Here is a 26,286-nt window from a genome sequence, read left to right on the forward strand (position 1 = left end):
GCGACTACCGTCCTGCAAGGGTGGAAAGGGCTGCGCCCAGCCATTGCTGCACGCCGTGCATGCTGGCCGCGGAGATGTCCAGCACTGGCTGCGGGTAGACCCCGAGCAGGACCAGCAGGACCGCCAGGCCGAGCACCATGCTCAGTTCGCGGGCATCGAGGCCGAGGATCGGCTCGTCGGACTGGCTGGGGCCGAAGTAGGCGCGGTGGATCATGATCAGCGAGTAGACCGAGGCGAAGACCAGGCCGAAGGTGGCGATCACGATGATCACCGGGACCACCTTGAAGGCGCCGATCAGGATCAGGAACTCCCCGACGAAGTTGCCGGTGCCGGGCAGGCCCAGCGACGCCGAGGCGAAGAACAGGCTGATCGCCGGCAGGTAGGGCATGCGCGACCACAGGCCGCCCATCTTGCGCATGTCACGGGTATGCAGGCGCTCGTAGAGCTGGCCGCAGAGGATGAACAGCGCCGCGGCGGAGAGGCCGTGGGCGATCATCTGCACCACCACGCCCTGCAGCGCGACCTGGCTGCCGGAGTAGATGCCGATCATCACGAAGCCCATGTGCGAAACGCTGGAGTAGGCGACCAGGCGCTTGATGTCGGTCTGCGCGAAGGACAGCAGGGCACCGTAGAAGATGCCGATGATGCCGAGCCACATGGCGATCGGCGCGAATTCCGCCGAGGCGTTGGGGAACAGCGGCAGGGCGAAGCGGATCAGGCCGTAGGCGGCGGTCTTCAGGAGGATGCCGGCGAGGTCCACGGAGCCGGCGGTGGGCGCCTGGGCGTGGGCGTCCGGCAGCCAGGAATGCACCGGCACCACCGGCATCTTCACCGCGAAGGCGACGAAGAAGCCGAGCATCAGCAGCCATTCCACGTGGGGGCTCAGCTGGGTCTTCAGCAGGGTGGCGTAGTCGAAGGTGATCACGCCGGTGGCATTGAAGTTGACGAACACCAGGCCGAGGATCGCCACCAGCATCACCAGGCCGCTGGCCTGGGTGAAGATGAAGAACTTGGTGGCGGCGTAGATGCGGGTCTTCTTGCCGTCATCGGAACTGTGTCCCCACAGCGCGATGAGGAAGTACATCGGCACCAGCATCATTTCCCAGAAGAAGAAGAACAGGAACAGGTCGATGGCGAGGAACACGCCGATCACACCGCCCAGGATCCACAGCAGGTTCAGATGGAAGAAGCCGATGCGGCGCTGGATCTCGTTCCAGGAGCAGAGGACCGAGAGCACACCGAGCAGGCCGGTGAGGGCGACCATCAGCAGCGACAGGCCATCCATCGCCAGGTGGATGCTGATGCCGAGACGCTCGATCCACAGCACCTTGAATTGCAGGGTCCATTCCGGCTCGCCGCCGGGCGCGGGCGCCAGCTGGAAGTCGCCGGTGGCCCAGATCCACAGGCTCAGGATCAGGACCAGGGTCATCGAAAGCAGCGCGATCCAGCGGGGCAGGGTCTTGCTGCTGTGTTCGGCGATCCAGCAGAGGAAACCGCCGATGAAGGGGATCAGGATTAGCCAGGGCAGAATCATGACAGGCTCAGTCTCTCCGTGAATTCGTTAGGCCAGCAGCAGCGCGCCGAGCAGGATGGCGGCGCCACCCACCAGGGAAGCGGCGTACCAGCGCAGGCGGCCGTTCTCGGTGAGGCTGAGGAGGTTGTGTCCGCCGCGCACGCTGAACGGAACGACGCCCAGGGTACGGTCGATGGGGTCGCGCCCCAGCAATTGGCAGAGCAGCAGGTAGGGTTTCACGAACAGCTTGTCGTACAGCCAGTCGAAGCCCCAGGCGTGGTACCACCAGGTACCGAAGAAGCGACCCGGGGCGCTCTTCGCCAGGGCGCTGACGAAGCGGCGCTGGCCGAGGAAGAGCAGGGCGGCCAGCAGGATACCGGCGATGGCGATGGCACCCGAGGCCAGTTCCAGGCTGTGCTTGGCTTCGCCACCGGCGTGGCCGACGCTTTCCGGCAGGACGCCAGCCAGCGGCGGGGTGATCAGGGCGCCGACGAAGGTCGACAGGACGATCAGCACGCTGAGCGGCAACCAGTGGGAAATCCCGTGGCCGGCGTGGGCTTCGGTCTTCGGCTCGCCGTGGAAGGCGACGAAGATCAGGCGGAAGGTGTAGATCGAGGTCAGGAACGCACCCACCAGGCCGGCGATCAGCAGTTCGCGATGGCCGCTGGCGAAGGCCTCCCAGAGGATCTCGTCCTTGGAGTAGAAGCCCGCGGTGAGGAAGGGCAGGGCGGCCAGCGCCGCACCGCCGACCACGAAGCTGGCGTAGGCCAGCGGCAGCTTCTTCCACAAGCCGCCCATCTTGAAGATGTTCTGCTCGTGGTGGCAGGCGACGATCACCGCGCCCGAGGCAAGGAACAGCAGGGCCTTGAAGAAGGCGTGGGTCATCAGGTGGAAGATCGCCGCGTCCCAGGCGCCGACGCCGAGGGCGAGGAACATGTAGCCGATCTGGCTCATGGTCGAGTAGGCGAGGATGCGCTTGATATCGGTCTGTACCAGGGCGGCGAAGCCGGCCAGGACCAAGGTCACCGCGCCGACGATGCCGACCAGTTCGAGGATGTCCGGGGCCAGGGTGAACAGGCCGTGGCAACGGGCGATCAGGTAGACGCCGGCGGTCACCATGGTGGCGGCGTGGATCAGCGCGGAGACCGGGGTCGGGCCGGCCATGGCGTCGGCCAGCCAGGTCTGCAGCGGCAGCTGGGCGGACTTGCCGACCGCGCCGCCGAGCAGGGCCAGGGTCGCCAGGGTCAGCCAGAGGTTGCCTTCCGGGAACTTCTGCGGCGCCAGCACCAGCAGCTCCTGGATGTTCAGGGTGCCGAACTGCTGGAACAGGATGAACAGGCCGAAAGCCATGAACACGTCGCCGACGCGGGTGACGATGAATGCCTTGAGCGCCGCGTTACCGTTGTTGCGATTGCTGTAGTAGAAGCCGATCAGCAGGTAGCTGCACAGGCCCACGCCTTCCCAGCCGAAGTAGAGGAACAGCAGGTTGTCGCCCAGCACCAGGAACAGCATGCTGGCGATGAACAGATTGGTGTAGGCGAAGAAGCGCGAATAGCCGGTTTCGCCACGCATGTACCAGGAGGCAAACAGGTGGATCAGGAAGCCGACGCCGGTAACCACGCCGAGCATGGTTACCGAGAGGCCGTCCAGGTACAGGGTGAAGTTGGTGCTGAAGTCGCCGGCCGCCATCCACTGCCACAGCACCAGGCTGTAGGCACCGCCTTCCGGCGGACTGCTGTGGAAGCTGAAGATGGCCCAGGCCGCGCTCAGGGCGGAGAGGCCGACCGAGCCGACGCCGACCAGCGCCGAAAGGTTTTCCGACCACCTGCCGCGGGAGAACGACAGCAGCAGGAAGCCGACCAGGGGGAACAGGAAGGTAAGAGGTAGAAGGTTCATCCGCGCATCTCGCTGGCAGCGTCGATATCGAGGGTGTGGAAGCGGCGATACAGTTGCAGCAGGATCGCCAGGCCGATGCTCGCTTCGGCGGCCGCGAGGCTCAGCACCAGGATGAACATCACCTGGCCGTCGGGTTGGCCCCAGCGGCTGCCGGCGACCACGAAGGCGAGGGCGGCGGCGTTCATCATCACTTCCAGGCTCATCAGTACGAACAGGATGTTGCGTCGCACCATCAAGCCGACCAGTCCGAGGGCGAACAGGACGCTGGCGAGGGCCAGGCCGTGTTCCAGTGGTATTGCGTTCATAGCGTTACGTTCCCTTGGGGCGGGCGCAGGGCGCCCGCCGAACCTTTATTGTTTGGCGTCTTGACGACCCAGGTGATAGGCAGCGACCAGGGCCGCGAGCAACAGCATGGAGGCCAGTTCGACCACCAGCAGGTACGGGCCGTAGAGGCTGATGCCGACCGCCTTGGCGTCTACCGTGGTATGGCCGATGCCCGCACCGCTCGGGGTGCGGGCGAGGACCACCAGCAGTTCCACCAGCAGGACCAGGGCCAGGGCCGAAGGCCCGACCCAGATGCCGGGCGTGAGCCACTTGCGCTCCTGCTCGACCACGGCCGGGCCGAGGTTGAGCATCATCACCACGAAGACGAACAGAACCATGATGGCGCCAGCGTAGACGATGATCTCCAGGGCGCCGGCGAAGGGTGCGCCGAGGCTGAAGAAGGTCATCGAGATGGCCAGCAGGGAAATGATCAGGTAGAGCAGGGCATGCACCGGGTTGCTGTTGGTGATGACCCGCAGCGTGGCCAGTACGGCGACGCCGGCAGCGAAATAGAAAGCGAATTCCACGCGACGTCTCCTTATGGCAGCAGGCTTTTCACGTTGATCGGTTCGGCTTCGTTCTGCGCGGCGCCTTTCGGCTTGCCGGCGATCGCCATCCCCGCAACGCGGTAGTAGTTGTAGTCCGGGTTCTTGCCCGGCCCGGAGATCAGCAGGTCGTGCTTCTCGTAGACCAGGTCCTGGCGCTTGAACTCGCCCATCTCGAAGTCCGGGGTGAGCTGGATCGCGGTGGTCGGGCAGGCTTCCTCGCACAGGCCGCAGAAGATGCAGCGCGAGAAGTTGATGCGGAAGAACTCCGGATACCAGCGACCGTCCTCGGTCTCGGCCTTCTGCAGGGAGATGCAGCCAACCGGACAGGCCACGGCGCACAGGTTGCAGGCTACGCAGCGTTCCTCGCCGTCGGGGTCGCGGGTCAGGACGATCCGGCCACGATAGCGCGGCGGCAGGTAGACCGGCTCTTCGGGGTATTGCAGGGTGTCGCGCTTGCGGAAGGCATGGCCGAAGATCATCACCAGGCTGCGAAGCTGGGTGAAGGTGCCATGCACGACGTTGATGATTTCTTTGATCACGGTGGTTCTCCTTACTGGGCCGCGGCCAGCACGAGCGCGCCGGTCACCAGCAGGTTGATCAGGGTCAGCGGCAGGCACACCTTCCAGCTGAACGCCATCACCTGGTCATAGCGCGGACGCGGCAGCGAGGCGCGGATCAGGATGAAGAGCATGATGAAGAAGCCGGTCTTGGCGGCGAAGTAGAAGAACGACAGCCAGGGCAGGGTGTCCAGGAACGGACCGTGCCAGCCGCCGAAGAACAGGGTCGCCAGCAGCGCCGAGACCAGTACGATGCCGATGTACTCGCCGACGAAGAACATGCCCCATTTCATCCCGGCGTACTCGATGTGGTAGCCGTCCGCCAGTTCCTGCTCCGCTTCCGGCTGGTCGAACGGGTGACGGTGGGTCACGGCGACGCCGGCGATGATGAAGGTGCAGAAGCCGAAGAACTGCGGAATGATGAACCAGACGTTGTCGATCTGGTACTGGACGATGTCGCGCATGTTGAACGAGCCGACCTGGGCGACGATGCCCATCAGCGACAGGGCCAGGAACACCTCGTAGGAGATGGTCTGGGCCGAGGCGCGCAGGCTGCCGAGCAGGGCGAACTTGTTGTTGCTCGACCAGCCGGCGAACAGCACGGCGTACACCGTCAGGCCGGCCATGGCGAAGAAGAACAGGATGCCGATGTTCAGGTCCGCCACGCCCCAGGTGGGGGTGATCGGCACGATGGCGAAGGCGACGAGCAGGGCGCCCATCGCGATTACCGGGGCCAGGGTGAAGATCATCTTGTCGGCGAACGGCGGGGTCCAGTCCTCCTTGAAGAACATCTTGACCATGTCCGCGCCGAGCTGGAACGCACCGAACGGACCGACCCGGTTGGGGCCGTAGCGGTCCTGCCAGAGGCCGAGCAGGCGGCGCTCGACCCAGCTTAGCAGGGCGCCGCAGATGACCACGGCGAGCAGCACCACGATGGCCTTGACCACGGTGAGGATGATGGTGACCAGAGCGGGAGTCAGCCAACTCATTGTGCAGCCTCCTGCAGACCTTCCACGGAGCAGCCGGCGATCGCCGCCGGGATACCGGCGAAGCCGACCGGCAGGCCGATCAGGCCGGCGCCGAGTTGTTCATCGATACGCAGCGGCAGGCGCAGGGCCTGGCCCTTGAGCTGGAAGCCGAGGGTCGCGCCGTCGTTGACGCCGAGGCGATCCGCGTCTTCCTTGGACAGGGCGACGTAGGTCTCCGGGATGCGCTGCTGGATCGGCGCGGCCCGCGAGCTGTTTTCCTCGCTGCCGAACAGGTGGTACAGCGGCACTACCTTCCAGCTGTCGGCCTTGGCGCTGAACGGCACCGGCACGGCCTGGAACCAGTCGAGGCCTTCGCCCTTCGGTTCGATCAGGCGCACGCCGGGGTCGCCGGCGCGCAGGTGGCCGCCGACCTCGTCCTGGAACTTGTTCCAGGCCTGCGGCGAGTTCCAGCCCGGCGACCAGGCGAACGGGATCTGCTGACGGTCTTCCTGGCTGCCGGAGTAGCCTTCCATGGAGAAGGCGAACGCCGAGTCGATGTCCTGCGGGGTGCGCGGCTCGTGCACGCTGATATTGGCGCGCATGGCGGTGCGCCCGCTGTAGCGGTGCGGTTCGCGGGCCAGCTTGAGGCCCTTGATGCGGAACGAGGCGGCCGGTGCGGCGTCGCGGATGCCGGCCAGGATCGGCTTGGCCTCGGCCACGGCTTCGGTGACGTGGTCCAACTGGGTCCAGTCGACGCGCTTGCCTTGCAGGGTGCTGTGGATCGCATGCAGCCAGCGCCAGCCCTCGCGGACCATGTTCCTGGCGTCGTAGTAGGTCGGGTCGAACACCTGGAAGAAGCGCTGGGCGCGGCCTTCCTGGCTGACCAGGGTGCCGTCGCCTTCGGCGAAGCTGGCCGCCGGCAGCACCAGGTGCGCCTTGGCGGTGGTGGCGGTCTGCTGGTGATCGGCGACGATCACCACCTTGGCCGCCGCCAGGGCCGCGTCGACACGGGCGGCGTCGGTGCGGCGATAGAGATCGTTCTCCAGCACCACCACGGCGTCGGCCTGTCCGGAGGTCAGTCGCTCGAGCGCGGCTTCCACGGAGTCGCCGCCGAAGAGCGCCAGGCCGAGGCTGTTGGCTTCGCCGACCACCAGGCTGATGGAACCGTTCTTCTCGCGCTGCTTGAGGGCCTTGGCGATGTTCGCCGCGGCTTCGATCAATGCCTTGTTGCCCAGCGAGTTGCCGGACACTACCAGCGGACGCTTGGCCGCCAGCAGGGCATCGGCGATGCGCTGGGCGAAGGCCTGGGCCTGCGGGTCGAGGTCGGCCACGGACGGGGCGCTTGGGTCGATCGCGTGGGCCACGGCGAAGCCGAGGCGAGCGAGATCGTCCGGCGCGGCGTGAACGGTTTCCTCGGCCACGTCGTCGAGGCGGGTCGCGCTGACGCTGGCGATGAACAGCGGGTTCTGCGCATGCTGGGCGATGTTCTTCACCGCGGCGTCGAGCCACGGCTGGACCTTCATGTCGGCAGCCATCTCGACGGCCTTGCCCTTCACCGACTGGCGCAGGGCCAGGGCGATGCGGGCGGCGGTCTGGGTCAGGTCCTCGCCGAGGACGAAGACCGCGTCGTGGTCCTCGATGTCGCGGATGCTCGGCACCGGCAGCGGGCCTTCCTGCATGACCTGCAGGATCAGGCGCAGGCGGTCGAGCTCGCCTTCGTTGATGCCGCTGTAGAAGTTGCCTTCGCCAACCAGCTCGCGCAGGGCGAAGTTGCTTTCCAGGCTGGCGCGCGGCGAACCGATGCCGACCACCTTGCGCTCCTTCAGCAGGGCGGCGGCCTGGTCGAGGGCGCCGTCCAGGCTCAGCTTCTGCTTGCTCAGCACCAGCAGCGGCTGGCGCGGACGGTCTTCGCGGTTGACGTAGCCGTAGCCGAAGCGACCGCGGTCGCAGAGGAAGTAGTGGTTGACCGAGCCGTTGTAGCGGTTCTCGATGCGGCGGATCTCGCCGTAGCGCTCGCCGGGGCTGATGTTGCAGCCGCTGGAGCAGCCGTGGCAGATGCTCGGGGCGAACTGCATGTCCCACTTGCGGTTGTAGCGCTCGGAGTGGGTCTTGTCGGTGAACACGCCGGTGGGGCAGACCTCGGTGAGGTTGCCGGAGAACTCGCTTTCCAGCACGCCGTCCTCGACCCGTCCGAAGTAGACGTTGTCGTGGGCGCCGTAGACGCCGAGGTCGGTGCCGCCGGCGTAGTCCTTGTAGTAGCGCACGCAGCGGTAGCAGGCGATGCAGCGGTTCATCTCATGGGCGATGAACGGGCCGAGTTCCTGGTTCTGGTGGGTGCGTTTGGTGAAGCGGTACCGGCGCTCGTTGTGGCCGGTCATCACCGTCATGTCCTGCAGGTGGCAGTGACCGCCTTCCTCGCACACCGGGCAGTCGTGCGGGTGGTTGGTCATCAGCCATTCGACGACGCTGGCGCGGAACTGCTTGGCCTCTTCGTCTTCGATGGAGATCCAGGTGTTGTCGGTGGCGGGGGTCATGCAGGACATGACGAGGCGACCACGCTTGTCGTTCTCGTCGGTGTACTGCTTCACCGCGCACTGGCGGCAGGCGCCGACGCTACCGAGCGCCGGGTGCCAGCAGAAGTAGGGAATGTCGAGACCGAGGGACAGACAGGCCTGCAGGAGGTTGTCTGCACCATCGACTTCGAGCGTCTTGCCGTCTACGTGGATAGTGGCCATGGTTCAAGTCTTCGTTGGCCCGTTGTCAGCGGGCGTGGCTAATAGAAACTCACGGTTCCGTCGGGCCTGCGGCCGGGCCGCGGCACGACGACGAAACATCGCCGGACGGCTGGCCGTCCGGCTGCAAAGCATCAGGCGCCGACCGTTGCCGGGCGCGGCGCGGCCGAAGGCTGGCGGGAGATGCCCGCCTCGAATTCGGCACGGAAATACTTGAGGGCGCTGCCCAGCGGCTCGACGGCTCCCGGCGCGTGGGCGCAGAAGGTCTTGCCTGGGCCGAGGAAGTTGACCAGCTGCTCGAGGGTCTCGAGGTCGCCGGGCTGGCCTTCGCCCCGCTCCAGGGCACGCAGCAGCTTCACGCTCCACGGCAGGCCATCGCGGCAGGGGGTGCACCAGCCGCAGGACTCGCGGGCGAAGAACTCTTCCATGTTGCGCAGCAGGGAAACCATGTTGATGCTGTCGTCCACCGCCATGGCCAGGCCGGTGCCCATCCGGGTGCCGACCTTGGCGATGCCGCCGGCGAACATCTGCGCATCCAGGTGCTCCGGGAGCAGGAAGCCGGTACCGGCGCCGCCGGGCTGCCAGGCCTTGAGCTGGAAGCCGTCGCGCATGCCGCCGGCGTAGTCCTCGAACAGCTCGCGGGCGCTGACGCCGAACGGCAGTTCCCACAGGCCGGGGTTCTTCACCTTGCCGGAGAAGCCCATCAGCTTGGTGCCCATGTCTTCGCTGCCGGGGCGGGCCAGGGTCTTGTACCAGTCCACGCCGTTGCCGACGATGGCCGGCACGTTGCACAGCGTCTCCACGTTGTTCACGCAGGTCGGCTTGCCCCAGACGCCGACGGCGGCAGGGAAGGGCGGTTTGGAGCGCGGGTTGGCGCGGCGGCCTTCCAGCGAGTTGATCAGCGCGGTCTCTTCGCCGCAGATGTAGCGGCCGGCACCGGTGTGGACGAACAGCTCGAAATCGAAGCCGCTGCCGAGGATGTTCTTGCCGAGCAGGCCGGCGGCCTTGGCTTCGTCGATGGCGCGGTTGAGGTTGCGCGCCGCGTCGACGTATTCGCCGCGCAGGAAGATGTAGCCGCGGTAGGCCTTCAGCGCGCGCGCGGAAATCAGCATGCCTTCCACCAGCAGGTGCGGCAGCTGCTCCATGAGCATGCGGTCCTTCCAGGTGTTCGGCTCCATCTCGTCCGCGTTGCACAGCAGGTAGCGGATGTTCAGCGACTCGTCCTTCGGCATCAGGCCCCACTTCACGCCGGTGGGGAAGCCCGCGCCGCCGCGGCCCTTGAGGCCGGAGTCCTTGACGGTCTGGACGATGTCGTCCTGGGCCATCTGGGTCAGCGCCTTGCGCGCCGCGGCATAGCCGTCCTTGCTCTGGTATTCCTCGAGCCAGACGGGCTGGGCGTCTTCGCGCAGGCGCCAGGTCAGCGGATGGGTTTCCGCCGAACGCGCCATGCGGTTGGCCGGACCAATGGAGGTAAGGGTCATACGTAGGCCTCCAGCAGTTTGGCGACACCGTCGGGACGCACGTCGCCATGGGTGTCGTCGTCGATCATCAGCGCCGGGGCCTTGTCGCAGTTGCCCAGGCAGCAGACCGGGAGCAGGGTGAAGCGTCCGTCGGCGGTAGTCTGGCCGAGACCGATGCCGAGTTGCTTCTGGATCTCGCCGACCACCGACTCGTGGCCGCCGATGTAGCAGACCATGCTGTCGCAGACGCGGATGATGTGGCGGCCCACCGGCTGGCGGAATATCTGACTATAGAAGGTGGCGACGCCTTCGACGTCGCTGGCCGGGATCCCCAGCACCTCGCCGATCGCCGGGATGGCGCCGTCCGGCACCCAGCCGCGCTGTTTCTGGACGATCTTCAGGGCTTCGATGGACGCCGCGCGCGGGTCCTCGTAGTGATGCATTTCATGCTCGATGGACGAGCGCTCGGTTTCGCTGAGGACGAAACGGTCGGTCTGAATCAGGTTGCTCTGGCTCATGTCAGCGGTCCACGTCAGCCATAACGAAATCGATGCTACCCAGGTAGGCGATCAGGTCCGCGATCATGCTGCCGTTGATCACCGAGGGGATCTGTTGCAGGTGCGCGAAGCTGGGCGTCCGGATACGCGTGCGGTAGCTCATGGTGCTGCCGTCGCTGGTCAGGTAGTAGCTGTTGATACCCTTGGTCGCCTCGATCATCTGGAAGGCTTCGTTGGCCGGCATGACCGGGCCCCAGGAAACCTGCAGGAAGTGGGTGATCAGGGTTTCGATGTGTTGCAGCGTGCGTTCTTTCGGCGGCGGCGTGGTCAGCGGATGGTCGGCCTTGTAAGGGCCTTCCGGCATGTTCTTCAGGCACTGTTCGATGATCCGCAGGCTCTGGCGCATCTCGCCCATCTTGACCATGCAGCGGTCGTAGGCGTCGCCGTTGTGGGCCAGCGGTACCTCGAACTCGAAGTTCTCGTAGCCGGAGTAGGGGCGGGCCTTGCGCAGGTCGAAGTCGCAACCGGTGGCGCGCAGGCCGGCGCCGGTGGTGCCCCACTCGAGGGCTTCCTTGGTGTTGTACTGGGCGACGCCGATGGTCCGGCCGCGCAGGATGCTGTTCTTCAGGGCCGCGGTCTCGTACTCGTCGAGGCGCTTGGGCATCCAGTCGAGGAACTCGCGGACCAGCTTGTCCCAGCCGCGCGGCAGGTCGTGGGCGACGCCGCCGATGCGGTACCAGGCCGGGTGCAGGCGGAAGCCGGTGATGGCCTCGACCACCTTGTAGGCGCGCTGGCGGTCGGTGAAGGTGAAGAACACCGGGGTCATGGCGCCGACGTCCTGGATATAGGTGCCCAGGTACAGCAGGTGGTTCAGGATACGGAAGAACTCCGCCATCATGATTCGGATCACGTCGACCCGCTGCGGCACCTTGATCCCGGCGAGCTTCTCCACCGAGAGTACGTAGGGCAGGTTGTTCATCACCCCGCCGAGGTAGTCGATGCGGTCGGTGTAGGGAATGAAACTGTGCCAGGACTGGCGCTCGGCCATCTTCTCGGCGCCGCGGTGGTGGTAGCCGATCTCCGGGACGCAGTCGATGATCTCCTCGCCGTCCAGTTGCAGGATGATGCGGAACGCGCCGTGGGCGGACGGATGGTTCGGGCCGAGGTTGAGGAACATGTAGTCCTCGTTCTCGCCGTGGCGCTTCATGCCCCAGTCTTCCGGCTTGAAGCGCAGGGCCTCCTGCTCCAGGTCCTGCTTGGCGGCGGACAGGGAGTAGGGATCGAACTCGGTGGCGCGCGCCGGGTAGTCCTTGCGCAGCGGATGGCCCTGCCAGGTCGGCGGCATCAGCATGCGGGTCAGGTGCGGGTGGCCGGTGAAGGTGATGCCGTACATGTCCCACACTTCGCGCTCGTACCAGTTGGCGTTGGGCCAGATACGGGTGGCGGTGGGCAGGTTGAGGTCGCGCTCGGACAAGGCGACCTTGATCATCACGTCACTATTACGCTCCAGCGACATCAGGTGGTAGAACACGCTGAAGTCGGCGCTCGGCAGGCCGCGGCGATGGGTGCGCAGCCGCTCGTCGACGCCGTGCAGGTCGTAGAGCATCACGTAGGGCTTGGGTACCTGACGGAGGAAGGTCAGGACTTCGATCAGTCTTTCGCGCGGGACCCAGAGCACCGGCATGCCGGTACGGGTGGGCTGGACGGTGAAGGTCTCGGCGCCAAAGCGGGAGTTCAGTTCGACGACGATATCCTGGTCGTCTGCCTTGTAAGGCGGGATGTACAGAGCGGAGTCTGCAGTCATGGTCTCGGTCGCTTTCGGTCAACGGTGGGGTGAACGCGGCTGGTCTCGGCCGGCCAGCGGGGCTGGCCGGGAGTTCCGGATCACACTTCGTCGGGGCTGCGCAGGTTGGTCACCTGGATGCGCTGCTCGCGTTTCAGGTCTTTCTGGGCCGGCATTTCGGCGCGGTAGACCCCCTGGTCGCCAACGACCCAGGACAGCGGGCGGCGCTCCTGGCCGATGGATTCCTGCAACAGCATCAGGCCTTGCAGGAACGCCTCCGGACGGGGCGGGCAGCCGGGGATGTAGACGTCCACGGGGAGGAACTTGTCGACCCCCTGGACCACCGAATAGATGTCGTACATGCCGCCGGAATTGGCGCACGAGCCCATGGAGATAACCCACTTGGGTTCGAGCATCTGCTCGTAGAGGCGCTGGATGACCGGGGCCATCTTGATGAAGCAGGTGCCGGCGATGACCATGAAGTCGGCCTGGCGCGGCGACGCCCGGATCACTTCGGCGCCGAAGCGGGCGATATCGTGCGGCGCGGTGAAGGCGGTGGTCATCTCCACGTAGCAGCACGACAGCCCGAAGTTATAGGGCCAGAGCGAGTTCTTGCGACCCCAGTTGACGGTGGAGTTCAGCACATCCTCGAGCTTGCCCATGAAGATGTTCTTGTGAACCTGGCCCTCGACCAGCGGGTCGGCTACGGTTTCCCGTTCGCCTATCGGGTATTGGTCGTTGGCCGCATCGGGATCGATCCGGGTAAGTTTGTATTGCATCGCCAAAGCCTCATTGTTTTAGCTTCGCCTGCCGCTTGCGACGGCTTTCGGGAGCCCAATCGAGCGCACCGATCCGCCAAAGATAGACAAGACCCGCCAACAGAATTGCTATGAAAATGGTTGCCTCGATCAGGCCGGCCCAGCCGCTTTCGCGAACCGACACCGACCAGGCGAAGAGGAAGAGGGCTTCGACGTCGAAGATCACGAAGAGCATCGCGACCAGATAGAATTTTGCCGAGAGACGCAGGCGTGCGCCTCCGGTGGGGACGATCCCGGATTCGAAGGGTTCGTTCTTGCTGCGACCAAATGCCTTGCTGCCAAGCAGGGACGAAACCCCTAGCATGAAGGCGAGAAGGCCAACGACCCCTAGAAGGAAGGCAGCGAATCCCCAGTGATGAGCTGCAAGTTCAGCTGGGTTTGGCATGCTGATACTCCTTCTGTACCGGATATATAAGATCGTGGGTTCTGGGCGCAATGCCCGACTTCTTGTGCAACCCGCTGCGTAGTGAGCTAAGGGTTGTATGTATCTTTCCGATTTTATGCCCAAAGCGCCGGACAAGTAAATTTTTCTAACACAAACAGACGCTTCTCTGCTTTTTCCAGCGCTTTGGTTAATCCCCGAAACCCTCGTGAATGCTGTCTTTGCGAGAAATGGCGCGGCCTGGCTGGCTTTTGGTCGTATTGCCGCGAAGCGTGGTGGAGGGCTCTTTGCAAGGCTTCAAACGATAATGAATATCGTTTGCAATGTCGCATCCGTATAACTTCGCTACATATATTCTTCGCCGCGTTACTATTGTTTACCCTTTTATTGGTAATTACTCTCGCCCAATCCGTTATTGCATTAAACCGGGAATATTCTCCGGGCCGGGCGCATGGCGGTTTTTCTTCTTTCCGCACCATGGCAACCCGGCTGCGGCGCCGCCTGGGGCTGCGCCCGCGGTTCTTCGTGACGGATGCGAAGGCGCTGGGCAAGGTTTGCGGCGGTTCGCGTCGCAGCGTAGATGTAGTCGCTCCGGAGGTGCGCTACCTGGGGGCTGCGGTAGCGACCCGGGGTTTCTTGCCGACCCAGGCCCAGACCATTTCGCAGGCGATCGGCTGGTTGCCGTTCTCGTCGCTGACCAACACCGCCACGCGGACCTCGCCCTTGTCCTGTTGCCGGATCTGCTCGATCTGTCCGGCCTCCAGCGTCGCGATGGCGGTCAGGTCGCCCTGGGCGCGCTTGAGATAGTCGATCTTCATGGTCTTGATCAGCGGCAGCTTGTCGTCCGGTACGTTCATTCCGACCAGGAAGCCGCTGGCCGACTCGGCGAGCAAGGCCATCGCCGCGGCATGGATACCTTTTATGTGGTTCTGCACCGGTCGACGGTTCTTCAGGCTGAGGATGGCGCGCTCCTGTCCCAGTTCATGGATGCGCACCCTGGCAGTGCCGGCGAAGCGCACCTGGGAGCCCAGCAGCAGCGACAGGCTGCGGCTGCGCAGGCGGCGGGGGAGGAGGTTGATGGCGCCGACGGCGCGGCTGAGACGATTGCGCTTGGGCATGCTGGCGTCCTTCCATAGAGAGGGGAGCCTGCATTCCACCCGCTTTGCCCGGGCTTGCCCACGGCTGTAGCGGCGACCTGCGCCGGCATTCCGGCCAACGCAGGTCGTCGTGGCGCGTCAGAGCAGGCGTCGGCCGTCTTCGCGGGTGATCACCACGGTGGCCGAGCGTGGCCGGCGGCCCGGCCCGTCCGGCCAGGTGCTGAGGAGGTTATCGGCGGTCGAGCCTTCCCCCGGGTGCTGGATGTTGATGAACAGCGTACGGAAGTCCGGCGTCGCGGCAATGCCGGTCACCTCGCAACCCAGCGGACCGGTGAGGAAGCGCTTCAGTTCGCCGGTGCGCGGGTCGGCCACCAGCATCTGGTTGTTGCCGAACGGGCCGCTGCTCAACTGGCTGCCGCTCATGTCGGTCTGGATCCACAGGCGGCCTTCCGGGTCGAACCAGAGGCCGTCGGGGCTGGCCAGGATATTGTCCTGGTTCAGCGGCTTGCCGTCCGGGCCGCGGCTGTCTTCGCCGGGACCGGCGAGCATGAACAGGTCCCAGGTGAAGCGTTGCCCGGCATAGTCGCGGCTGCGTTCGCGCCAGCGGATGATATGGCCGTAGGCGTTCTTCACCCGTGGGTTGGCCGCGTCGGCGACGGTGCGCGACGTGTTGTTGGTGAGGGTGAAGTAGACGTCGCCGTTGTCCGGGTTGACCGCGCCCCACTCCGGGCGATCCATCTTGGTCGCGCCGAGGACATCGGCAGCCAGGCGGGTGTTGATCAGCACTTCGCCCTGGTCGGCGAAGCTCACCCCGGCCTTGCGACAGGCCGCGCGGAAGTTGCCGTCGGCGATGTCCAGCGGCAGCCACTGGCCGCTGCCATCGGCGTTGAAGCGGGCGACGTAGAGGGTGCCTTCGTCGAGCAGGCGAGCGTTGCTGCGACCCGGACGGAACTTGTCGCGGCTGACGTACTTGTAGATGTACTCGTTCTGCGAGTCGTCGCCGGAGTAGCAGACTACCTGGCGGCCCGGCTTGACCGGGGCGAAGACCAGGCCTTCGTGGGCGAAGCGGCCGAGAGCGGTGCGCTTGACCGGCACCGATTGCGGGTCGAACGGGTCGATCTCGACGATCCAGCCGAAGTTGTTCGGTTCGTTGCGGTAGTCGTCCTGGGCCTGTTTGCCCTTGCGGGTGGCGTCGAAGCGTTCGAACTCGTCGCCCGCCAGGGTTTCCCAGCCGAAACGGCTGGTGTTGCGAATGCCGTAGCGGGTCAGTTCGCGCGGCAGTTCGCTGTCCTGGGTGGAGAAATAGCCGACCCAGTTCTCCTCGCAGGTGAGGTAGGTGCCCCAGGGGGTGAAACCGTTGGAACAGTTGTTATGGGTGCCGCGGGTGCGGGTGCCGTCCGGACTGTGGCGGGTGCGCAGCAGTTCGTGGCCGCGCGCCGGGCCGGCGATACGCATCGGCGTGGCGGCGGTGATCCGGCGATTTCGTTGCGACGGCACGACATTCCACTCGCCACGCACGTTGCGACGGATCTCCACGACGGAAACGCCATGGGCGTTGATTTCCTTGCGCACTTCATCGGCGACGGTGCGCTTGCCATCGACCACGGTCGGGCCATTGGTGTGCAGCAGCGGCGCGTCGATGTATTCATGGTTGAGCACCAGCAGGCCATGGTTGCTGATGTGTCCGCCGCCGAAGCCGAACTGCGCGTCGATCGGGAAGAAGTGCATGCCGTCGTGGTGCATGCCGATCTGTTCGGCCTGGTCCTGGGCGCTGTTGCTGGCGTCGTCGAGGAAGCCCGGATAACTGCCGCTGATCGGGGTGCCCCAGGGTATGAAGGGCGTCGCCTTGTAGCCGGCGGGCACCCGGATGGTATCAGCACGGCCGCTGGCGATGGCTTCGAAGGGCAAGCGGTTGCGGCGTTTGAAAGGCAAGCCGCGCAGGCCTTCCGCGGCGGGCACCTGCGCTTCGGCGGGAGCGGCGCTGGCGGGGAGCGCGACGCCGAGGAAGGCGAGGGCGCCGAGCGCCGCGCCGCCGGCCAGGACCTGGCGGCGGCCGAGGCCGGCGATCAGGTCGTTCATGTGCGGGTTGTTCGAATGGTTGCTGGGCAACTCGTCGCCATCACCGAACAGGATGGCATCTTTTTTCTCCAGGCTCACGGACGTGCTCCTTGTGGGCTGATCGACGGAGCATTGACGCTAACCGCTGAAAGCGACGGGACGATGACAGGCACTCGAGGCCTTTTGCCATGATCCGGAAATGAAAAACCCCGGCCGGAGCCGGGGTTTTCGCGAGGCGGGCCGGGCAGATCGTGGCTGCCCGGCTGGCCCCTGTTCCTTAGTGGAACTGGTTCATGGTGTTGTCTTTGCCGCTGGCCTTCAGAGCGGCTTCGCCTGCGAAGTACTCTTTATGGTTGTCGCCGATGTCGGAGCCCGCCATGTTCTGGTGCTTGACGCAGGCGATGCCCTGGCGCAGTTCCTGGCGCTGCACGCCCTTCACGTAGGCCAGCATGCCTTCGTCGGCGAAGTAGCCCTTGGCCAGGTTGTCGGTGGACAGCGCGGCGGTGTGGTAGGTCGGCAGGGTGATCAGGTGGTGGAAGATGCCGGCGTGGGCCGAGCCATCGCGCTGGAAGGTGCGGATCTTCTCGTCGGCGACCTTGGCCAGCTCGGTGTCGTCGTACTCGACGCTCATCAGCTTGTTGCGGTCGTAGGCGGAAACGTCCTTGCCTTCGGCGACGAACGCATCGAACACCTGCTGGCGGAAGTTCAGGGTCCAGTTGAAGGACGGGCTGTTGTTGTAGACCAGCTTGGCGTTCGGAATCACTTCGCGGATGCGATCGACCATTGCCTTGATCTGGCCGACGTGCGGCTTCTCGGTTTCGATCCAGAGCAGGTCGGCGCCGTTCTGCAGCGAGGTGATGCAGTCCAGGACGCAGCGATCTTCGCCGGTGCCCTTGCGGAACTGGAACAGGTTGGAAGCCAGGCGCTTCGGACGCAGCAGCTTGCCTTCGCGCTTGATCACGACGTCGCCGTTGCCCAGCTCGGCCTCGGAGATTTCTTCGCAATCCAGGAAGGAGTTGTACAGGTCGCCCAGGTCGCCCGGCTCGTTGGTCACGGCGATCTGCTTGGTCAGGCCAGCGCCCAGGGAGTCGGTACGGGCGACGATCACGCCATCGTCCACGCCCAGCTCGAGGAAGGCGTAGCGTACGGCATTGATCTTGGCGAGGAAGTCGATGTGCGGAACGGTGACCTTGCCGTCCTGGTGGCCGCACTGCTTCTCGTCGGACACCTGGTTCTCGATCTGGATGCAGCAGGCGCCGGCTTCGATCATCTTCTTGGCCAGCAGGTAGGTCGCCTCGGCGTTGCCGAAGCCGGCGTCGATGTCGGCGATGATCGGCACCACGTGGGTTTCGAAGTTGTCGATCTGGGCCAGCAGCTCGGCTTCCTTGGCCTTGTCGCCAGCGGCGCGGGCAGCGTCCAGGCCGGTGAACAGCAGGTCCAGCTCGCGGGCGTCAGCCTGGCGCAGGAAGGTGTACAGCTCTTCGATCAGGCCGGAAACCGCGGTTTTCTCGTGCATGGACTGGTCCGGCAGCGGGCCGAAGTCGGAGCGCAGCGCGGCGACCATCCAACCGGACAGGTAGAGGTAGCGCTTGTTGGTGGTCTTCAGGTGCTTCTTGATCGAGATCAGCTTCTGCTGCCCGATGAAGCCGTGCCAGCAACCCAGCGACTGGGTGTAGACGGAGGAGTCCGCATCGTATTCGGCCATGTCCTTGCGCATGATGGCCGCGGTGTACTTGGCGATATCCAGGCCGGTCTTGAAGCGGTTCTGGATACGCATGCGAGCTGCGTACTCGGGGTTGATCGCGCTCCAGCTGCTGCCGTTCTTCTCTTTCAGCGCGGCAATTGCCTTGATCTCGTTCTGATATGCGGACATGGTCAATCCTTCAAGAAATGTATTGGTTGAGCACCGACTGACCCACTCAAAACCTGCTGGTGAAGGTTGTCTTGCGGGTGGCTCACCGCTGCATGGCGAGAGAATGACCGTGGCGAAGAATGACGCCGAGGAGGGGGTGGAGACGAACAGTTCGCGGACCGTGCTTCTCGACTGGATCAAGTGCCGTTCGGCTCGTGGTTGCCGGTGGGCGACTCGCTGTCGAGTCTTTCGATCTGGCTGATACGTAAACGCTTCCCCGTCCCTCAGGACAACTTCGTTCCAGTCGCAATCTCGTCAAGCCGCCTTGTGGGCAGATCAACACGGTGGAGGCCGAGGGCGTATCGGCGCAGGCACCGGGAGCTCGTCGTTTCAGAGCCCCTGATTAGCGGGAGCGGGGCCATCATGCTCTGGAAAAAATCCGTCGTCAAACGTTTTGTAGTGTTTTTTCAAGACTACTACACGAAGGTCTAAGAGTGACCGGATGGTCTTGTCTGGTCGAGATGTTTCCGTTTGCATCGAAAATGCCCGCAAAAGCCCGCGCCCCGCGGCTTTGCCGGAGCGGGAGGCAATTCGCGCTGGAAAGAGCGCCGTCGGTCAGTCGAGGGTTTCGACTTTCAGGCGCAGGCTGGTGTCGTCGCGTCCCTGGGTCGAGTAGCGACGCACGAAGCCGTGCTGGTCGGCCTGGTTCTGTTCGCTGACGCCGCCCAGGGTGATCCACTCGCCGAGCTTGCCGCTGACCCGGGTGTCGGTGCTCTGGGTATCGATGACGCCGGGATGGCTCTGGCTGAGGCGGTCATTGCTGGAACTGATGGTGACGTGCACCAGGTTGCCGGTCAGCGTCGCGGTGACGTAGAAGCCGCGGTTGACGTTGCGGTATTCGGTCTGGCTGTAGATCTGCCCGTAGGGACCGGTGGCGGTGCTGGTGATGGGGACGCTCTGGCCGACCTGGATCAGCGCCGGGTAGCCCTCGGTGGCCTGGACCTGCTGGCTGCCGCCGGAACGGCTGTCGGTGGAGCGACGGATGATGCGGACTCGATCCTTGCCGTTGACCTCGCCGCGGCCGCTCTGGATCTCGATGTTGCCGGCGCTGGTCGAACCATCCACCGAATAGCCGCGGCTGTCCTGTTGCAGGTTCTCGCTGGTATCCACGGTGATCAGCAGGCGATGCGGGCGCGAGTCGATCTGCTGCAGGACCGATTGCAACTCGCGGATCTTCGCCGGCTCGGCATTGACGATCAACTGGTTGCCATAGGCGGTGACCTTGCCTTCGCTGCCGATGACCGACTGGGCCACCGCCATCACGTCGTCGGCGGTGCGGTAGTTGAGCGGGATCACTTCGGTGCGCGGGGCGGCCGAGGCGCCGAGAACGACTGTCGCCAACAGCGAGGAGAGCAGGGTGGTGCGCAACAGGGTCACAGGAGGAAGCTCCGCAGGTCCGGGTCGGAAAGACTGGTGTCCCAGGCCTGCTCGAAGCGGGCCTGGAGTTGACGCACCCGCCCGGCGGCACGGTAGCAGGCGTAGCCCGCCGGTTGCGCCGGTTTCGGGCGCAGCAGCAGGCCCTGGTCGTCGGCCAGGAGGAAGGCGTCGTCCTCTTTAGGGTAGTCCGGGTTGAGGCGGCGGATCAGGCAGTTGCTCGACAGGCGGCGCGAAAGGTTGATCAGGCGGTGGCCGTTGCGCACGGCCTGGGCGCTGTCGCCAACGAGGATACGCAGGCGATTGCGTGGATTGGCCAGGAGAAAACGGGTGCAGGCTTCCTGGATGCTGCTGTGGTGATAGAGCCAGCTTTCCAGGTCGGGACTGTGCAGGCAGAGTGAGCGGCGGGCCTGCTGCAGGAGGGCCAGGGCATGGGCGCGGGCTTCCTGCGGATGCTCGAAGCGCTCCAGCGGCTCATGTTCGCCGAGGCGGAACGGCGCTGGTTCCCAGCGTTCCGCAGGCAGCGCGGCGCTGGCCGGGTTGCGTACCGCAAAGCACCCCGGAGAGCTGAATTCGATGGCCGGCAGGTCGGCCGGCGAGGTCTCCGGGGCGTCGCTCATCGGGCCTCAGTCGCTGTCGCGAACCATGTCGACATGGGGCAGGCCGGCGTCGAGGAACTCGCCGCTGTCGACCTTGAAGCCCAGTCGCTCGTAGAAGGGTATGGCATAGACCTGCGCGGTCAGCAGTTGGCGCTTCAGGCCGCGTCGCTCGGCTTCCTCGATGGCCGCGCGCATCAGCGCGTCGCCGACCTTCAGGCCGCGCCAGTCCTTGAGTACCGAGACCCTGCCGATGTGCCCGTCGCCCAGCAGGCGCGCGGTGCCGATCGCGTATTCGCCTTCATAGGCGAGAAAATGCACGGCTTCGTCGTCTTCGGCGTCCCACTCCAGTTCCGGCGGAACCGACTGTTCGGCAATGAAGACCGCTTCGCGGATGCGGCGCAGCTCGGCATTGTCCTTCTGCCAGTCGGCTACGCGTACGCGGATCTTATTCATCTGCAAACTCCAAACTGCCCTGTTTGACCAACTCCGCCAACAGCTTACGCGCATCGTCATCGGCCAGCCATTGGCCGAGGTTTTCCAGATGCAACGCATCGGCCGAGCAGACCAGCTTCAGCAGTTCCTTGAGCTGCCCGGGCAGGAGTACGCTCTGGCCGCTGGCGAACAGCACCAGGCCGATGTCGATCTCGCTCCAGGCCAGGCGGGCGCTGGGGTTGCGCACCAGCAGCGCGCCATCCTCGAGGGCGCCGAACAGCTCCTCCTCGGGGATCTCCTCGCCGGCAACCAGTTCGGGATAGCGCGGCTCGGTCATGAACTGGCCGAACCAAGTCAGCAGCAGGCGCTCGTCGCTCATGTGCTCCTGGATCAGGCCCTGCAGGCGCTCCAGAGCGTCGCGCTGGATCTGGTGCGGATCGTCGCCTACCGGTTGCAGGCCGGCATCGGTGTAGCGCTCCTCGTCGGAGAGGAACTGGCCGAGGAAGTCGGTGAAATGGGTCAGCACTTCGGCGGCGCTGGGCGCGCGGAAGCCGATCGAGTAGGTCATGCACTCGTCTTCGGCGATGCCGTAGTGGGCGAGGCGCGGGGGCAGGTAGAGCATGTCGCCGGGCTCCAGGACCCACTCGTCGCTCTGTTCGAAGTCGGCGAGGATGCGCAGGTCGGCGTGCTCGCGCAGCGGGCTGTCGCTGCTGCACATCTGTCCGACTTTCCAGCGCCGGCGTCCGTGGCCCTGAAGCAGGAATACGTCGTAGTTGTCGAAGTGCGGACCGACGCCGCCGCCGGGAGCGGCGTAGCTGATCATTACGTCGTCGATCCGCCAGCTGGGCAGGAAGCGGAATTGCTCCAGCAGTTGGGCGACTTCCGGGACGAACTGGTCGACCGCCTGCACCAGCAGGGTCCAGTCCTGTTCCGGCAGGTGCTGGTAGTCCTCCTCCTGGAACGGGCCACGGCGCATTTCCCACGGGGTTTTCCCGTGTTCGAGGACGATGCGCGATTCCACCGACTCCTCCAGCGACAACCCGGCCAGCTCGTCGGCGGACAGCGGGCTTTCGAAGTCCGGGATCGCCTGGCGGACCAGCAGCGGTTTGCGCTGCCAGTAGTCGCGGAGGAATTCGGCAGCGGTCAGTCCGCCCAGAAGTTGCAGGGGAGTATCAGCATTCATGGTTAAGTCCTTGAAACAAAAACGCCCGGCGCAGCCGGGCGTGCAAAAGGGTTGCGTGCTCAGATGCGCTTGGCCTGGGCGGCGGCATTGCCGACGTAGCCGGCCGGGGTCAGCTTCTTCAGCTCGACCTTGGCCTCGGCGGGAATCGCCAGCTCTTCGATGAAAGTCTGCAAGGCTTCGGCGCTGATGCCTTTGCCGCGGGTCAGTTCCTTCAGCTTCTCGTAGGGGTTTTCCACGCCATAGCGACGCATCACGGTCTGCACCGGCTCGGCGAGGACTTCCCAGCAGGCGTCCAGGTCCTCGGCGATGCGCTGGGCGTTCAGCTCCAGCTTGCCGATGCCCTTCAGGCTGGCCTCGTAGGCGATGACGCTGTGGGCGATGCCGACGCCGAGGTTGCGCAGCACGGTGGAGTCGGTCAGGTCGCGCTGCCAGCGCGAGATCGGCAGCTTGCTGGCCAGGTGCTGGAACAGCGCGTTGGCGATGCCGAGGTTGCCCTCGGAGTTCTCGAAGTCGATCGGGTTGACCTTGTGCGGCATGGTCGAGGAGCCGATCTCGCCGGCCACGGTCTTCTGCTTGAAATAGCCGAGGGAGATGTAGCCCCAGACGTCGCGGTCGAAGTCGATGAGGATGGTGTTGAAGCGGGCGATCGCATCGAACAGCTCGGCGATGTAGTCGTGCGGCTCGATCTGGGTGGTGTAGGGGTTGAAGGTCAGGCCGAGGTCGCCTTCGATGAACTGGCGCGCGTTGGCTTCCCAGTCGACTTCGGGATAGGCGGACAGGTGGGCGTTGTAGTTGCCCACGGCACCGTTGATCTTGCCCAGCAACTCGATGCCGGCGACCTGCTTGATCTGCCGCTCCAGGCGGTAGACGACGTTGGCCAGTTCCTTGCCCAGGGTGGTCGGCGAGGCAGGCTGGCCGTGGGTGCGGGAGAGCATCGGCACGTCGGCGAGTTTCACCGCCAGTTCGCGGATGGCCTCGGCGATCTGGCGCATCAGCGGCAGCAGCACGCTGTCGCGACCCTCGCGGAGCATCAGGGCGTGGGACAGGTTGTTGATGTCCTCGGAGGTGCAGGCGAAGTGGATGAACTCGCTGACCGCGGCCAGCTCCGGAAGCTTGGCGGCCTGTTCCTTGAGCAGGTACTCCACGGCTTTCACGTCGTGGTTGGTGGTGCGCTCGATTTCCTTGATGCGTTCGGCGTGTTCCAGCTGGAAGTCGCTGGCCAGGCTGTCGAGCAGGGCGTTGGCTTCGGCGGAGAACGGCGCGACCTCGGGAATCCCGACGTGGGCGGCGAGGCGCTGCAGCCAGCGGACTTCCACCATGACGCGGAAACGGATCAGGCCGTATTCGCTGAAGATCGGACGCAGGCTGCTGGTTTTGCCGGCATAGCGGCCATCGACGGGGGATACCGCGGTGAGCGAGGAAAGCTGCATGAGACGTTCTCGTGGCTGGAAGTCAACGAAAAAGGGGCGCATATCATACATGAAAGGTGCGCCCCGGTGGGGCATTCAGCGGGGCCTTTCGGCGGGGCGGTTGCCCAGCAGGGGGATCAGGCTGGCGGCGAAGATCAGGGCGGCGCCGAGCAGCGACGTGTGGCTGGGCAGTTCGTCCCAGCGCAGCCAGGCGATCACCCCGGCGAAAACGATGGCCATGTAGGCGATCGGTCCGATCACTCCCGGGGAGGCCAGGGCATAGGCCTGCGACATGGTCAGTTGGCCGAGGCTGGCGAACAGTCCGGCGCCGAGCAGCAGGAGCAGTTCCTGGCCGTTCAGCGGCTGCCAGGCCCAGGCCAGCGGCACGGCGGAGAACAGGGTGCCGAACAGGGCGAAGTAGAACACGATGCGATAGGCTGGCTCGCTGTCGCTCATTTCGCGGATCGAGACGAAGGCACAGGCGGCCATCAGGCTGGAAGCGATGCCGACCAGGGCGATCGGCGCCACTACCGCGCCGCTGGGCCTGGCCACCAGCAGCACGCCGAGGAAGCCGACCAGGGTGGCGACCATCATGCGGCGGGTCAGCGGCTCCTTGATCCACAGGTGTGCGATCAGCGGCGTGAACACCGGCGCGGCATAGCTGAACAGCATGGCGTCGGTCAGCGGCAGGTGGGCGAGGGCGTAGAAGTAGCAGTACATGCCGCCCAGGCCGTAGGTGGTGCGCAGCAGGTGCGATAGCGGGCGGCGGGTGCGCAGCGGGCCGATGCCGCGAGTCAGCGCCAGGGGCAGGAAGAACAGCACGCCGACGAGGTTGCGGAAGAACACCACGGTTTCGTTGTTGACGGTGCTGGAGGCCTCGCGGATCAGGCCGCCCATCAGGGCGAAGAACAGCGCCGAAAGAGCCAGCATGGCGGCGCCCTGGGTCGGGCTGTTGCGCCGTTGCGGCTGGCTCCCGGCCATGGCTAGCCGCGCAGCAGGGGATAGAGTTCGTTGAGTAGCCGGCGCCGGCTGAACACCATCTGCCAGCGGCTGCCGCCCAGTTGCCGCCAGAGCCGCGCCGAGCGGATGCCGGCGAGCAGCAGGGCGCGGATCCGCGCGGCGTTGCTGCTGACCTGCAGGTGGCGCATGTCGCCGTGTACCTGGATGCGCTGGCGGAAGGTGCTGAGGGTGTCCTGGTAGATGCTGGCGAACGAGGCGATGACGTTCTCGTGGACCAGGCCGAAGTGCTGGACCTGCTGTTCGACCTGGTCGAGGCGCTGGCCGATCAGGTCGAGCATATCGCCGCGCTTGTCCAGTTGCCGTTCCAGGGTCAGCATCGCCAGGGCGTAGCGCAGCGGTTCGCGCTGCAGGCTGCCGGGCTTGCGCTCCAGGGCGCTGGCCAGGGCTTTGAAGCCGTCGCGCAGGTTGAGGCTGTCGCCACCGTAGACGTCCAGGGTGCTGGCCGGGTTGCGCGCCAGCAGGCTGCCGAGCATGCAGCCCAGCGGGGCTTCGCTGATCTGTCCGGTGCGTGCCAGCTTGTCGACCAGGGCTGCGGATTCGAAGACGGCGCCGAGGGCAATCAGTTGCTGTCGCGGATCGCTCACGGGCGTCCTCCGAAATCCCAGGCTTCCGCCGTTTCGATCACGCCGCCGCCGAGGCAGACGTCGCCGTCGTAGAACACCACCGATTGCCCCGGGGTCACTGCGCGCTGCGGTTCGTCGAACACCGCGCGGTAGCCTTCGGCGATTTTCTCCAGGACGCAGTCCTGGTCGCTCTGCCGGTAGCGCACCTTGGCCCGCAGGCGGCGCGGCCGCTCCAGTTCGACCGGGTTGACCCAGTAGATTCGCGAGGCCAGCAGGGCGCGGGAGAACAGCAGCGGGTGGTCGTTGCCCTGGCCGACCAGCAGCACGTTGCGTTGCAGGTCCTTGCCGAGCACGTACCAGGGATCGTCGCCGGCTTCCTTGAGACCGCCGATGCCGAGGCCCTGGCGCTGACCGATGGTGTGGTACATCAGGCCGCTGTGGCGACCGATGACCTTGCCTTCGGTGGTCTCGATGTCGCCCGGCTGGGCCGGCAGGTACTGCTTGAGGAAATCGGTGAAGCGTCGCTCGCCAATGAAGCAGATGCCCGTGGAGTCCTTCTTCTTCGCCGTGGCGAGGCCATGCTTCTCGGCGATGGCGCGGACTTCCGGCTTCTCCAGTTCGCCGACGGGGAACAGGCTGCGGGCGATCTGCTCGCCGCCCACCGCGTGCAGGAAGTAGCTCTGGTCCTTGTTCGGGTCCAGGCCCTTGAGCAGCTCGGTGCGCCCGTCGCGGTCGCGGCGCCGCACATAGTGGCCGGTGGCGATCAGGTCCGCGCCGAGCATCAGCGCGTAGTCGAGGAACGCCTTGAACTTGATTTCGCGGTTGCAGAGGATGTCCGGGTTCGGCGTACGGCCGGCCTTGTACTCGGCAAGGAAGTGCTCGAACACGTTATCCCAGTATTCCGCGGCGAAGTTCGCCGTGTGCAGCTTGATGCCGATCCGGTCGCAGACGGCCTGGGCGTCGGCCAGGTCCTCGCGGGCGGTACAGTATTCGGTGCCGTCGTCCTCGTCCCAGTTCTTCATGAACAGGCCTTCGACCTGATAGCCCTGCTGCAACAGGAGCAGGGCGGAGACGGACGAGTCGACGCCGCCGGACATGCCGACGATCACGCGCTCGCGGCGTGGGGTGGGGGCGGATTCAGACATAGCGATCAGGCGTCAC

23 protein-coding genes are annotated in these 26,286 nt (G+C 65.3%); all 23 read right to left on the bottom strand.

Annotation, left to right across the window (positions count from 1 at the left end; all coding sequences use genetic code 11):
• Positions 1-4: 4 nt before the first annotated feature.
• The 23 genes from nuoM to mnmA all read right to left on the bottom strand — a co-directional run bounded on the left by nuoM (position 5) and on the right by mnmA (position 26,270).
• A complete protein-coding gene (gene nuoM / locus AC1RB9_RS12010) occupies positions 5-1,534 on the bottom strand; it encodes an NADH-quinone oxidoreductase subunit M (protein ID WP_003097684.1) in 1,530 nt (509 codons plus the stop codon).
• Between the two features lie 27 nt (positions 1,535-1,561).
• Positions 1,562-3,409 (bottom strand): NADH-quinone oxidoreductase subunit L, encoded by a 1,848-nt coding sequence (gene nuoL / locus AC1RB9_RS12015; protein WP_003097681.1) that lies wholly within the window; start codon positions 3,407-3,409, stop codon positions 1,562-1,564.
• Complete coding sequence (gene nuoK / locus AC1RB9_RS12020) at positions 3,406-3,714, bottom strand: NADH-quinone oxidoreductase subunit NuoK (RefSeq protein ID WP_003090475.1); 309 nt, start codon at positions 3,712-3,714, stop codon at positions 3,406-3,408. The genes nuoL and nuoK overlap by 4 nt, the downstream gene beginning before the upstream one ends.
• Before the next feature lie 45 nt (positions 3,715-3,759).
• On the bottom strand, positions 3,760-4,260 hold the full coding sequence (nuoJ, locus tag AC1RB9_RS12025; RefSeq protein WP_003090473.1) for an NADH-quinone oxidoreductase subunit J: 501 nt from the start codon (positions 4,258-4,260) through the stop codon (positions 3,760-3,762).
• 11 nt (positions 4,261-4,271) lie between these two features.
• Positions 4,272-4,820, bottom strand: coding sequence for an NADH-quinone oxidoreductase subunit NuoI (nuoI, locus tag AC1RB9_RS12030; RefSeq protein ID WP_003090467.1), 549 nt, complete (start codon positions 4,818-4,820; stop codon positions 4,272-4,274).
• A gap of 11 nt (positions 4,821-4,831) precedes the next feature.
• The gene (gene nuoH / locus AC1RB9_RS12035) at positions 4,832-5,827 is read right to left on the bottom strand and encodes an NADH-quinone oxidoreductase subunit NuoH (RefSeq protein WP_003090465.1); all 996 of its coding nucleotides are present in this window, start codon (positions 5,825-5,827) and stop codon (positions 4,832-4,834) included.
• Positions 5,824-8,541: an NADH-quinone oxidoreductase subunit NuoG gene (gene nuoG, locus AC1RB9_RS12040; RefSeq protein WP_003122603.1), complete on the bottom strand. Its 2,718-nt coding sequence runs from the start codon at positions 8,539-8,541 to the stop codon at positions 5,824-5,826. Before nuoG ends, nuoH begins: the two co-directional genes overlap by 4 nt.
• 131 nt (positions 8,542-8,672) lie before the next feature.
• Positions 8,673-10,019, bottom strand: coding sequence for an NADH-quinone oxidoreductase subunit NuoF (nuoF, locus tag AC1RB9_RS12045; protein WP_003097674.1), 1,347 nt, complete (start codon positions 10,017-10,019; stop codon positions 8,673-8,675).
• Positions 10,016-10,516: an NADH-quinone oxidoreductase subunit NuoE gene (gene nuoE / locus AC1RB9_RS12050; protein ID WP_003090460.1), complete on the bottom strand. Its 501-nt coding sequence runs from the start codon at positions 10,514-10,516 to the stop codon at positions 10,016-10,018. The genes nuoF and nuoE overlap by 4 nt, the downstream gene beginning before the upstream one ends.
• A 1-nt stretch (position 10,517) precedes the next feature.
• A complete protein-coding gene (gene nuoC, locus AC1RB9_RS12055; RefSeq protein ID WP_003090458.1) occupies positions 10,518-12,299 on the bottom strand; it encodes an NADH-quinone oxidoreductase subunit C/D in 1,782 nt (593 codons plus the stop codon).
• Positions 12,300-12,379: 80 nt separating this feature from the next.
• Positions 12,380-13,057 carry a NuoB/complex I 20 kDa subunit family protein gene (locus tag AC1RB9_RS12060; RefSeq protein WP_003090455.1) on the bottom strand — a complete coding sequence of 226 codons (678 nt, stop codon included), beginning with the start codon at positions 13,055-13,057 and terminating at the stop codon, positions 12,380-12,382.
• A 10-nt stretch (positions 13,058-13,067) separates the two neighbouring features.
• A complete protein-coding gene (locus AC1RB9_RS12065) occupies positions 13,068-13,481 on the bottom strand; it encodes an NADH-quinone oxidoreductase subunit A (protein WP_003090452.1) in 414 nt (137 codons plus the stop codon).
• Positions 13,482-14,080: 599 nt separating this feature from the next.
• The gene (locus tag AC1RB9_RS12070; RefSeq protein ID WP_016852736.1) at positions 14,081-14,635 is read right to left on the bottom strand and encodes a DUF4442 domain-containing protein; all 555 of its coding nucleotides are present in this window, start codon (positions 14,633-14,635) and stop codon (positions 14,081-14,083) included.
• A 78-nt stretch (positions 14,636-14,713) separates the two neighbouring features.
• The gene (locus AC1RB9_RS12075; protein WP_003097668.1) at positions 14,714-16,732 is read right to left on the bottom strand and encodes a PhoX family protein; all 2,019 of its coding nucleotides are present in this window, start codon (positions 16,730-16,732) and stop codon (positions 14,714-14,716) included.
• Positions 16,733-16,910: 178 nt separating this feature from the next.
• On the bottom strand, positions 16,911-18,506 hold the full coding sequence (locus AC1RB9_RS12080; protein WP_003451788.1) for an isocitrate lyase: 1,596 nt from the start codon (positions 18,504-18,506) through the stop codon (positions 16,911-16,913).
• A gap of 594 nt (positions 18,507-19,100) precedes the next feature.
• Positions 19,101-19,922: a secretin N-terminal domain-containing protein gene (locus AC1RB9_RS12085; RefSeq protein WP_003097665.1), complete on the bottom strand. Its 822-nt coding sequence runs from the start codon at positions 19,920-19,922 to the stop codon at positions 19,101-19,103.
• On the bottom strand, positions 19,919-20,539 hold the full coding sequence (locus tag AC1RB9_RS12090) for a DUF7931 domain-containing protein (protein WP_003097664.1): 621 nt from the start codon (positions 20,537-20,539) through the stop codon (positions 19,919-19,921). The genes AC1RB9_RS12085 and AC1RB9_RS12090 overlap by 4 nt, the downstream gene beginning before the upstream one ends.
• 6 nt (positions 20,540-20,545) lie before the next feature.
• Positions 20,546-20,971 carry a GNAT family N-acetyltransferase gene (locus AC1RB9_RS12095; protein WP_003090444.1) on the bottom strand — a complete coding sequence of 142 codons (426 nt, stop codon included), beginning with the start codon at positions 20,969-20,971 and terminating at the stop codon, positions 20,546-20,548.
• On the bottom strand, positions 20,964-22,133 hold the full coding sequence (locus AC1RB9_RS12100; RefSeq protein WP_003097663.1) for a ribosomal protein uL16 3-hydroxylase: 1,170 nt from the start codon (positions 22,131-22,133) through the stop codon (positions 20,964-20,966). The genes AC1RB9_RS12095 and AC1RB9_RS12100 overlap by 8 nt, the downstream gene beginning before the upstream one ends.
• A 59-nt stretch (positions 22,134-22,192) precedes the next feature.
• Positions 22,193-23,563 (bottom strand): adenylosuccinate lyase, encoded by a 1,371-nt coding sequence (purB, locus tag AC1RB9_RS12105; RefSeq protein ID WP_003451786.1) that lies wholly within the window; start codon positions 23,561-23,563, stop codon positions 22,193-22,195.
• Positions 23,564-23,638: 75 nt separating this feature from the next.
• On the bottom strand, positions 23,639-24,523 hold the full coding sequence (locus AC1RB9_RS12110; RefSeq protein ID WP_003090441.1) for a DMT family transporter: 885 nt from the start codon (positions 24,521-24,523) through the stop codon (positions 23,639-23,641).
• A gap of 2 nt (positions 24,524-24,525) precedes the next feature.
• A complete protein-coding gene (gene hflD, locus AC1RB9_RS12115; RefSeq protein ID WP_003090440.1) occupies positions 24,526-25,146 on the bottom strand; it encodes a high frequency lysogenization protein HflD in 621 nt (206 codons plus the stop codon).
• Positions 25,143-26,270, bottom strand: coding sequence for a tRNA 2-thiouridine(34) synthase MnmA (gene mnmA / locus AC1RB9_RS12120; protein WP_003143820.1), 1,128 nt, complete (start codon positions 26,268-26,270; stop codon positions 25,143-25,145). Before mnmA ends, hflD begins: the two co-directional genes overlap by 4 nt.
• Between the last annotated feature and the right edge of the window lie 16 nt (positions 26,271-26,286).

The organism is Pseudomonas sp. 20-5, from assembly GCF_056782835.1.

Excerpts from the sequence above, each read along its gene's own strand:
- nuoM (WP_003097684.1), bottom strand. The coding sequence starts at position 1,534 with ATGATTCTGCCCTGGCTAATCCTGATCCCCTTCATCGGCGGTTTCCTC.
- nuoL (WP_003097681.1), bottom strand. The coding sequence starts at position 3,409 with ATGAACCTTCTACCTCTTACCTTCCTGTTCCCCCTGGTCGGCTTCCTG.
- nuoK (WP_003090475.1), bottom strand. The coding sequence starts at position 3,714 with ATGAACGCAATACCACTGGAACACGGCCTGGCCCTCGCCAGCGTCCTG.
- nuoH (WP_003090465.1), bottom strand. The coding sequence starts at position 5,827 with ATGAGTTGGCTGACTCCCGCTCTGGTCACCATCATCCTCACCGTGGTC.
- nuoG (WP_003122603.1), bottom strand. The coding sequence starts at position 8,541 with ATGGCCACTATCCACGTAGACGGCAAGACGCTCGAAGTCGATGGTGCA.
- nuoF (WP_003097674.1), bottom strand. The coding sequence starts at position 10,019 with ATGACCCTTACCTCCATTGGTCCGGCCAACCGCATGGCGCGTTCGGCG.
- nuoE (WP_003090460.1), bottom strand. The coding sequence starts at position 10,516 with ATGAGCCAGAGCAACCTGATTCAGACCGACCGTTTCGTCCTCAGCGAA.
- nuoC (WP_003090458.1), bottom strand. The coding sequence starts at position 12,299 with ATGACTGCAGACTCCGCTCTGTACATCCCGCCTTACAAGGCAGACGAC.
- AC1RB9_RS12060 (WP_003090455.1), bottom strand. The coding sequence starts at position 13,057 with ATGCAATACAAACTTACCCGGATCGATCCCGATGCGGCCAACGACCAA.
- AC1RB9_RS12065 (WP_003090452.1), bottom strand. The coding sequence starts at position 13,481 with ATGCCAAACCCAGCTGAACTTGCAGCTCATCACTGGGGATTCGCTGCC.
- AC1RB9_RS12080 (WP_003451788.1), bottom strand. The coding sequence starts at position 18,506 with ATGTCCGCATATCAGAACGAGATCAAGGCAATTGCCGCGCTGAAAGAG.
- AC1RB9_RS12090 (WP_003097664.1), bottom strand. The coding sequence starts at position 20,539 with ATGAGCGACGCCCCGGAGACCTCGCCGGCCGACCTGCCGGCCATCGAA.
- AC1RB9_RS12095 (WP_003090444.1), bottom strand. The coding sequence starts at position 20,971 with ATGAATAAGATCCGCGTACGCGTAGCCGACTGGCAGAAGGACAATGCC.
- AC1RB9_RS12100 (WP_003097663.1), bottom strand. The coding sequence starts at position 22,133 with ATGAATGCTGATACTCCCCTGCAACTTCTGGGCGGACTGACCGCTGCC.
- purB (WP_003451786.1), bottom strand. The coding sequence starts at position 23,563 with ATGCAGCTTTCCTCGCTCACCGCGGTATCCCCCGTCGATGGCCGCTAT.
- AC1RB9_RS12110 (WP_003090441.1), bottom strand. The coding sequence starts at position 24,523 with ATGGCCGGGAGCCAGCCGCAACGGCGCAACAGCCCGACCCAGGGCGCC.
- mnmA (WP_003143820.1), bottom strand. The coding sequence starts at position 26,270 with ATGTCTGAATCCGCCCCCACCCCACGCCGCGAGCGCGTGATCGTCGGC.